The sequence below is a fragment of the Streptomyces sp. NPDC090045 genome (assembly GCF_044747975.1).
Taxonomy (GTDB): Bacteria; Actinomycetota; Actinomycetes; order Streptomycetales; family Streptomycetaceae; genus Streptomyces.
Map to the genome: position 1 here is coordinate 171306 of NZ_JBIVFA010000017.1, position 6418 is coordinate 177723.

Genomic DNA, 6418 nt, shown 5'->3' on the forward strand with positions numbered 1-6418 from the left:
GGCCGGTTCCCACCGTGCGGGGTGTCTCAGGCTGCGGCCCTCAGGCCGCGGCCGCCATCGCGCCGATCATGTCGTGCAACCGGTCGGCGGCCGCCCGGCCGAAGGACGGGTCGTTGATGTGCGTGTCGTAGTCGTAGAGCCGGGCGGCGCTGCCCCGCAAGCCGTCGCGCAGCGCCGAGAACAGAGCCCGGTCCGCGCCGGGGTCATGGTACGGGCCGCCCGGCGATCCGAGCGTGGAGAGTCCGCGGAGCGGGACGCAGACGGCCGTGGGGCCGGTCGCGGCACGGAGTTTGACGGCGACCCGACGGCCGAGTTCCGTACATTCCGCCTCGTTCGTCCGGATCACCGTGATGGACGGGTTGTGGACGTGGACCCCCCGGTCCAGGACCCGCTGGGGCAGGCTCTCCAGCGGGCCGAACTTCACCATGTCCAGCGCCCCCAGGCTCACCACCTGCGGGATCCCGGCCCGCCCGGCCGCGCTGAGCCGGTCCGGGCCCGCCGTGAGGATGCCCCCGCACAGGTCGTCGGCCAGCTCGCTGAGGGTGAGGTCGAGGACGCCCGCGAAGATCCCCTGGCCGGCCAGGGTCTCCAGGGTGCGGCCGCCGGTGCCGCTGACGTGGAAGACCAGCACCTCGTAGCCCAGGTCCGTCAGCCGCTCGCGGGCCGCGTCCACACCGGCCGTGGTCACGCCCGCCATGCTCGCCGCGATCAGCGGGCGGGCGCCCGCTCCCAGCCGGGGCGGGCGGCGTTCCAGGGAGGCGCGGGCGTAGGCCCCGGCCATTCCGACGATCGCCTCGACGGCGTTCGTCAGGACCGGTCCGGAGACGCTGTTGATCCCCGCGATGTCCACCACGCTGTACATCATCGTGATGTCCGAGGAGCCCACGTAGGGGCTGACGTCCCCGGACGCCATGGACGAGACCATCAGTTTCGGTACGCCCAGCGGCAGGGCGCGCATCGCCCGGGTGGCGATGGAGGTGCCGCCGCTGCCGCCGATCGCGAGCACCCCGTGCAGCCGGCCCTCGGCGTGCAGGCGTAAGAGCGTCGCCTCCGCGCCGCGGGCCATCGTGGTCACGGCCGCGCCCCGGTCGGCGGCCGCGCGCAGTTCGGACAGTTCCGTTCCCGCCGCCCGGGCGACCGCGTCACGCGGCACATCGGCGGGCACCCGGGGTTCGCCCATGATTCCTGTATCGACCAGTACCACTTCGACGCCGGTGCGCAGCAGCCTCTCGCGCAGCCAGCCGTACTCCACACCCTTGGTGTCCAGGGTTCCCACCAGCACGACGTTCGTCATATGTGCAATGTCCATGCAGGTGGGGGTGTTGGCAAGCGCAAGTACGAGTCAGCTCTCAAGGCCCCCCAGGAGTACCAACAGCCGCTCCAGGAAAGGGACCTGAGACTTAATCAGCATTTTTTCGGCCAGTGGCGGAGCAAACCATGCCACCCGGTCCAGCTCCGGGAACTCCTGGACGTTCCCGGAGTGCGGGGGCCACTCCATGGTGAAGGTCCCGGGCACCATCAGCTCCGGGTCGAGGTCCGCCTCCACGGCCCAGATGGTCACCAGCTTCCCGCTGGTCAGCCGCACCTCGCCCAGCGGCAGGTACGCGCCCTCCGGCGGGGGCAGCCCGATCTCCTCGGTGAACTCCCGGCGGGCCGCGTCCCGCGGCGTCTCCTCCGGCCCGTACTCACCCTTCGGGATGGCCCAGCCCCCGGCCTCCCGCCCGGCCCAGAGCGGGCCGCCCATGTGTCCCAGCAGGACCTCGACCCCGGACGGGTCCTGTTCCGGCGGACCGCCGGTCCGCCGGAACAGGAGCAGTCCGGCACTGCGCTTGTGCGTCATGGGTCCATCCATGCCCCGTACGGGCGCGGGTCAGTGCACTGGGCCCAGAGGCGCGCGGGCACGGACCCGGGGTCAGTGGTCGTGCGGCCCCTGCCGGTGGACCGGCCCGTGCGCGTCCGCGCAGTGGGCGCCGGCCGGGCCCTCGCCCGCCCGGCCGACCGTGAGGAGGGAGTCCTGCGCGTGGTCCACCTGGAGGGTGGTGTGCGTGATCCCGTACTCCTTCTCCAGCAGCCCCTCCAGGTCCCGGCGTACGGCGTGGCAGTCGCCCTCCGGCTCCACCAGCACGTGCGCGGAGAGCGCCGCCTGCCCCGAGGTGATGGTCCAGATGTGCAGGTCGTGCACCTCGGTGACGGGCGGGTGGCCGACGAGGCGGTCGCCGACCGCGTCCGGGTCCACATGGGCCGGAGCGGCCTCCAGGAGTATCCGGCCGGACTCGCGGATCAGCCCGTAGCCCGCCTTGAGCATCAGCACCACCACGACCAGCGTGGCGATCGCGTCCGCCTGCCGGAAGCCGGTGGTCAGCACGATCACGCCGGCGACGGCGGTCCCGATGAAGGCGAAGAGGTCGTTCAGGATGTGCTGGTAGGCGCCTTCGACGACGAGCGTGGAACGATTGGCCCGGGAGATGCACCAGGCCGCCGCCACGTTGACGGCGATGCCGGCCAGCGCCGTCACCACCACCAGACCGCCCTCCACCGGCGGCGGGTCCATCAGCCGCCGCACCGCCTCGTACGCCAGCCAGAGCCCCAGCAGGATCAGCGTCAGGCCGTTGGCCTGGGCGGAGAGAATCTCCGCCCGCTTGAGGCCGTACGTGAAGCCACCGCGGGCGGGCCGCGCGGCCAGCCGCATGGCGATCAGCGCCAGGACGATCGACACGGCGTCGGTCAGCATGTGTGCCGCGTCGGAGATCAGGGCCAGAGAGTTGGCCATGACGCCGATGACGACCTCGACGGCCATGAACCCGCCGATCAGCGCGAGCGCGATCGCCAGCCAGCGGCGGTCGGCGTCGGCGGACACGCCGTGGCTGTGTCCCGCGTGCCCGTTTCCGTGCCCGTGGTCGTGGTCGTCGTGCGCGTGGTCGTGCCCACTCATGGCGTCCCCCGTCTCATCGCGGCACCCGTGTGTTCGGATCCGTCGCGTGAAGTGAAGCGCACCCCGGCGAGATGGGCAAAGGCTGCAACGGGGACCGTTGTCATTACCCATAAGAGGCCTCTGACCTGCGATGATGTCGGACCGCTGCCGGGCGGTCGGGTTCATGGGAAAATCTGCTCATGGTCCAGCGCCCCGGTGTGCCGACCGCACCCGAGCTCGTCCTGGTGACCGACACGGGCTCGATCGCGATGAGCCCGGGCCGGACCTACCACGTGGGCAGGGACCCGCTCTGCGAGATCTGCCTGGAGGACGCCCGCGTCTCCTGGCACCACGCGGTCCTGCGCCCGGAGGGCGACCACTGGACGGTGGAGGACGAGCACAGCACCAACGGGACCTGGGCGGACGGCCGGCGCGTCCACGAATGGAGCGTCGGCGCCGGGAGCCGGCTGTGCTTCGGCGACGCGGAGGACGGCCCGCGCGCCGTCCTCGTCGGTCCGCCGCCCCCTCCGGCTCCGCCACCACCACCGCCACCGCCTTCCTCCGCCGTGCCGGACGCCGCCGCCCGCGTCCGGCCCTCGCGGGTCGCGTCGGTGTCCCGTACCTTCCAACGGCCGACGACCGTACGTCCGCTCCTCGCCCGGGCCGCCGTGAGCATCGGCCGCGACCCCGGGAACGACCTCGTCATCGACGACCTCACCGTCTCCCGCCGGCACGCCGAACTCCGTGCCCTCGCCGACGGCACCTACGAGATCGCCGACCTCGGCAGCCACAACGGCACCTACCTCAACGGCGCCCGCCTCGACCGCCGGGCCGCCCCCCTCGCCCAGGGCGACATCGTGGGCATCGGACACTCCGCCTTCTGCCTCGTCGGCGACCAGCTCCAGGAGTTCGTGGACACGGGCGAGGTCTCGCTCGACGTCCAGGGCCTCACCGTCGCCGTGGACAAGGGCCGCAAGATCCTCCTCGACCGGGTGTCCTTCCCCGTGGGGGCCAAGTGCCTGCTCGCCGTCGTCGGCCCCAGCGGCGCCGGCAAGTCCACGCTGCTCGGCGCGCTCACCGGGCTGCGCCCCGCCGACCAGGGCACCGTCCTCTACGACGGACGCGACCTCTACCGCGACTACGCCGAACTGCGCCGCCGCATCGGACTCGTCCCCCAGGACGACATCCTGCACTCCCAGCTCACCGTGCGGCGCGCCCTCGGCTACGCCGCCGAACTGCGCTTCCCGCAGGACACCGCCAAGGCCGAACGCCAGGCCCGGGTGGAGGAGGTGATCGGCGAACTCGGCCTCCAGCAGCGTGCCGACCAGTCCATCCACAGCCTCTCCGGCGGCCAGCGCAAACGCGTGTCCGTCGCCCTGGAGCTGCTCACCAAGCCCTCCCTGCTCTTCCTGGACGAGCCCACCTCCGGCCTCGACCCCGGCATGGACCGCTCGGTGATGCACATGCTGCGCGGCCTTGCGGACGACGGCCGCACGGTCATCGTCGTCACCCACAGCGTGCTCAACCTCGAAGTCTGCGACCGCCTCCTGATCCTCGCGCCCGGCGGGCGCACCGCGTACTACGGCCCTCCGGAGGAGGCCCTCGGATTCTTCGGCTTCACGCAGTGGCCCGAGGCCTACGAGGCGTTCGAGAACGAGCAGAACCGCGACTGGGCCGGGCAGTACCGGGCCTCACCGCTGCAGAGCCGCTACGTCGACGTCTCCGCCGGACGGCCCCCGCCCCCGCCCCCTTCCGCCGGGGAGGCGGCACGGGCGGCCGGAGCCGTGCCGAAACCGCCGCCCAAGGCCCAGAGCTGGGGCTCCCAGCTCTCCACCCTGATCCGCCGGTACACCGCCGTCCTCGGCGCCGACCGCACCTTCCTGGCGATCATGATCGGGCTGCCGTTCGTCATGGGCTGCCTGGCCCGTGCGCTGGCCGGCAGCGCCCTCACGGCCGAGACGGGCCTGAACGCGCTGTTCATCCTGGTCCTGGGCGGAGTCCTGACCGGCGCCGCCAACGCGGTGCGCGAACTCGTGAAGGAACGCGTCATCTACCAGCGCGAGCGCGCCGTCGGCCTGTCCCGGTCGGCCTACCTGATGTCCAAAGTGGTGGTCCTCGGCGTACTCACCATCGCCCAGGCCGTGGTCCTCACCGTGGTCGGCCTCGCCGGGGTCGACACCAACGCCCCCGGCGGCAAGGGGATCTTCCTGCCGCCGCTGATCGAGATCACCCTCGCCGTCGCCCTGCTGTCGTTCACCTCGATGCTGCTCGGCCTGATGATCTCCGCCCTGGTGACCAAGGAGGAGGCCACCATGCCGCTGCTGGTCCTCCTCACCATCGTCCAGTCCGCCTTCTGCGGCGCCCTGCTGAAACTCTCCGGCGTCCCCGTCCTCGAACAGCTGGCCTGGGTCGTGCCGGCCCGGTGGGCCATGGGCGCGATGGCCAGCACCACCGACCTCGGCGCGATCGTGCCACTCAAGATCACCCAGGACCCGATGTTCGATCACGAGACGAGCCTCTGGCTCCTCGACATCTGGATGCTGCTCGTCCTGTCCGTGCTGTTCACCGTGCTGGTGGCCCGGATACTGCGCCGCAACGAGCCCGCGGTCATGAGGAAGTAGCCGCCCATGACCAGCCCCGGTCCGGTCGAGGACTTCCGGCCCACCCACATCGTCCCCCAGGAGGGTCTTCCCGCCTGGGAGAGCCCCGACGTGTCCCGCCCCACCGTGCCGCTCGACGGCTTCCTCCCGGTACAGCTGCTGTCCCGGCGCGGCGACTGGGGCGAGGTCCTGTGCGCCAACGGCTGGTCCGCCTGGGTGGACGGCCGGCTCCTGGTGTCGGTGCCGCAACCCCCGCCGACGGCCGACCGGCCGCTCGCCCGTACGGAGGACGCGCGGCCCCTGCTCACACGCGCCGCCGAGGCCCTGGAGCGCTACCGGCGTGCCGCGGACGAGCTCGCCTCGGGGAGGACGGACGCCGATTCCTTCCGGCGGACCGTACGGGGGCTGCGGGCCGGGGTGGTCGTGGACGGGGAGTCGGTGTGGGTCTACGACGTGACGGCGGGGAAGTGGCTGTACGGCGACGAGAGCCGCCTGACGACCTTCGCGGTCGTGGCGGCGCCGGGGGCCTCGCCCGAACCGCTGCAGCCACCGCCCGCGCCGCCGACACCGACACCGACGCGGGTGAGCGGCGGGTCCGGTGTACCTCCGGATCCGCCGCCGGCCGACGGGGCCGACGGGGCGGCCGGGGCCCGACCCGATGCCGACGCGGAGCACGACACCACCCGGATCGTCGACACGCGCGATCCGGAGGCCGACTGAGCGCGGTCCGGTCCGGAAGCGGCTGCGGGTGGGGAGGCGGACGTCAGACGGACGTCAGGACGCCGGGGTCGCGGGGGCCGGGGGGGGCCCCCCCCCCGCCCCCGCGGGGGGGGGGGGGGGCCCCCCGGGGCGCCCCCCCCCCCCCCCCCCCCCCCCCCGGGGGGGGGGGCCGCCCCCGGCCCCCCCG

General features: G+C 73.0%; 5 protein-coding genes. 2 read left to right on the forward strand and 3 right to left on the reverse strand.

Going from position 1 to position 6418, the window contains the following annotated elements; genetic code table 11:
• Positions 1-40 precede the first annotated feature (40 nt).
• The 3 genes from ACIPYQ_RS34785 to ACIPYQ_RS34795 form a co-directional block, all read right to left on the reverse strand.
• Positions 41-1294: a Tm-1-like ATP-binding domain-containing protein gene (locus tag ACIPYQ_RS34785; protein WP_401258118.1), complete on the reverse strand. Its 1254-nt coding sequence runs from the start codon at positions 1292-1294 to the stop codon at positions 41-43.
• Between the two features lie 48 nt (positions 1295-1342).
• Positions 1343-1840 (reverse strand): NUDIX domain-containing protein, encoded by a 498-nt coding sequence (locus ACIPYQ_RS34790; protein ID WP_362234339.1) that lies wholly within the window; start codon positions 1838-1840, stop codon positions 1343-1345.
• Positions 1841-1912: 72 nt separating this feature from the next.
• On the reverse strand, positions 1913-2932 hold the full coding sequence (locus tag ACIPYQ_RS34795) for a cation diffusion facilitator family transporter (RefSeq protein ID WP_362234336.1): 1020 nt from the start codon (positions 2930-2932) through the stop codon (positions 1913-1915).
• A gap of 179 nt (positions 2933-3111) precedes the next feature.
• Between ACIPYQ_RS34795 and ACIPYQ_RS34800 the strand changes: the two genes are divergently transcribed.
• Both ACIPYQ_RS34800 and ACIPYQ_RS34805 read left to right on the forward strand, forming a co-directional pair.
• Complete coding sequence (locus ACIPYQ_RS34800; RefSeq protein WP_401258121.1) at positions 3112-5532, forward strand: FHA domain-containing protein; 2421 nt, start codon at positions 3112-3114, stop codon at positions 5530-5532.
• Between the two features lie 6 nt (positions 5533-5538).
• The gene (locus ACIPYQ_RS34805) at positions 5539-6231 is read left to right on the forward strand and encodes a hypothetical protein (RefSeq protein WP_401258123.1); all 693 of its coding nucleotides are present in this window, start codon (positions 5539-5541) and stop codon (positions 6229-6231) included.
• Positions 6232-6418 lie beyond the last annotated feature (187 nt).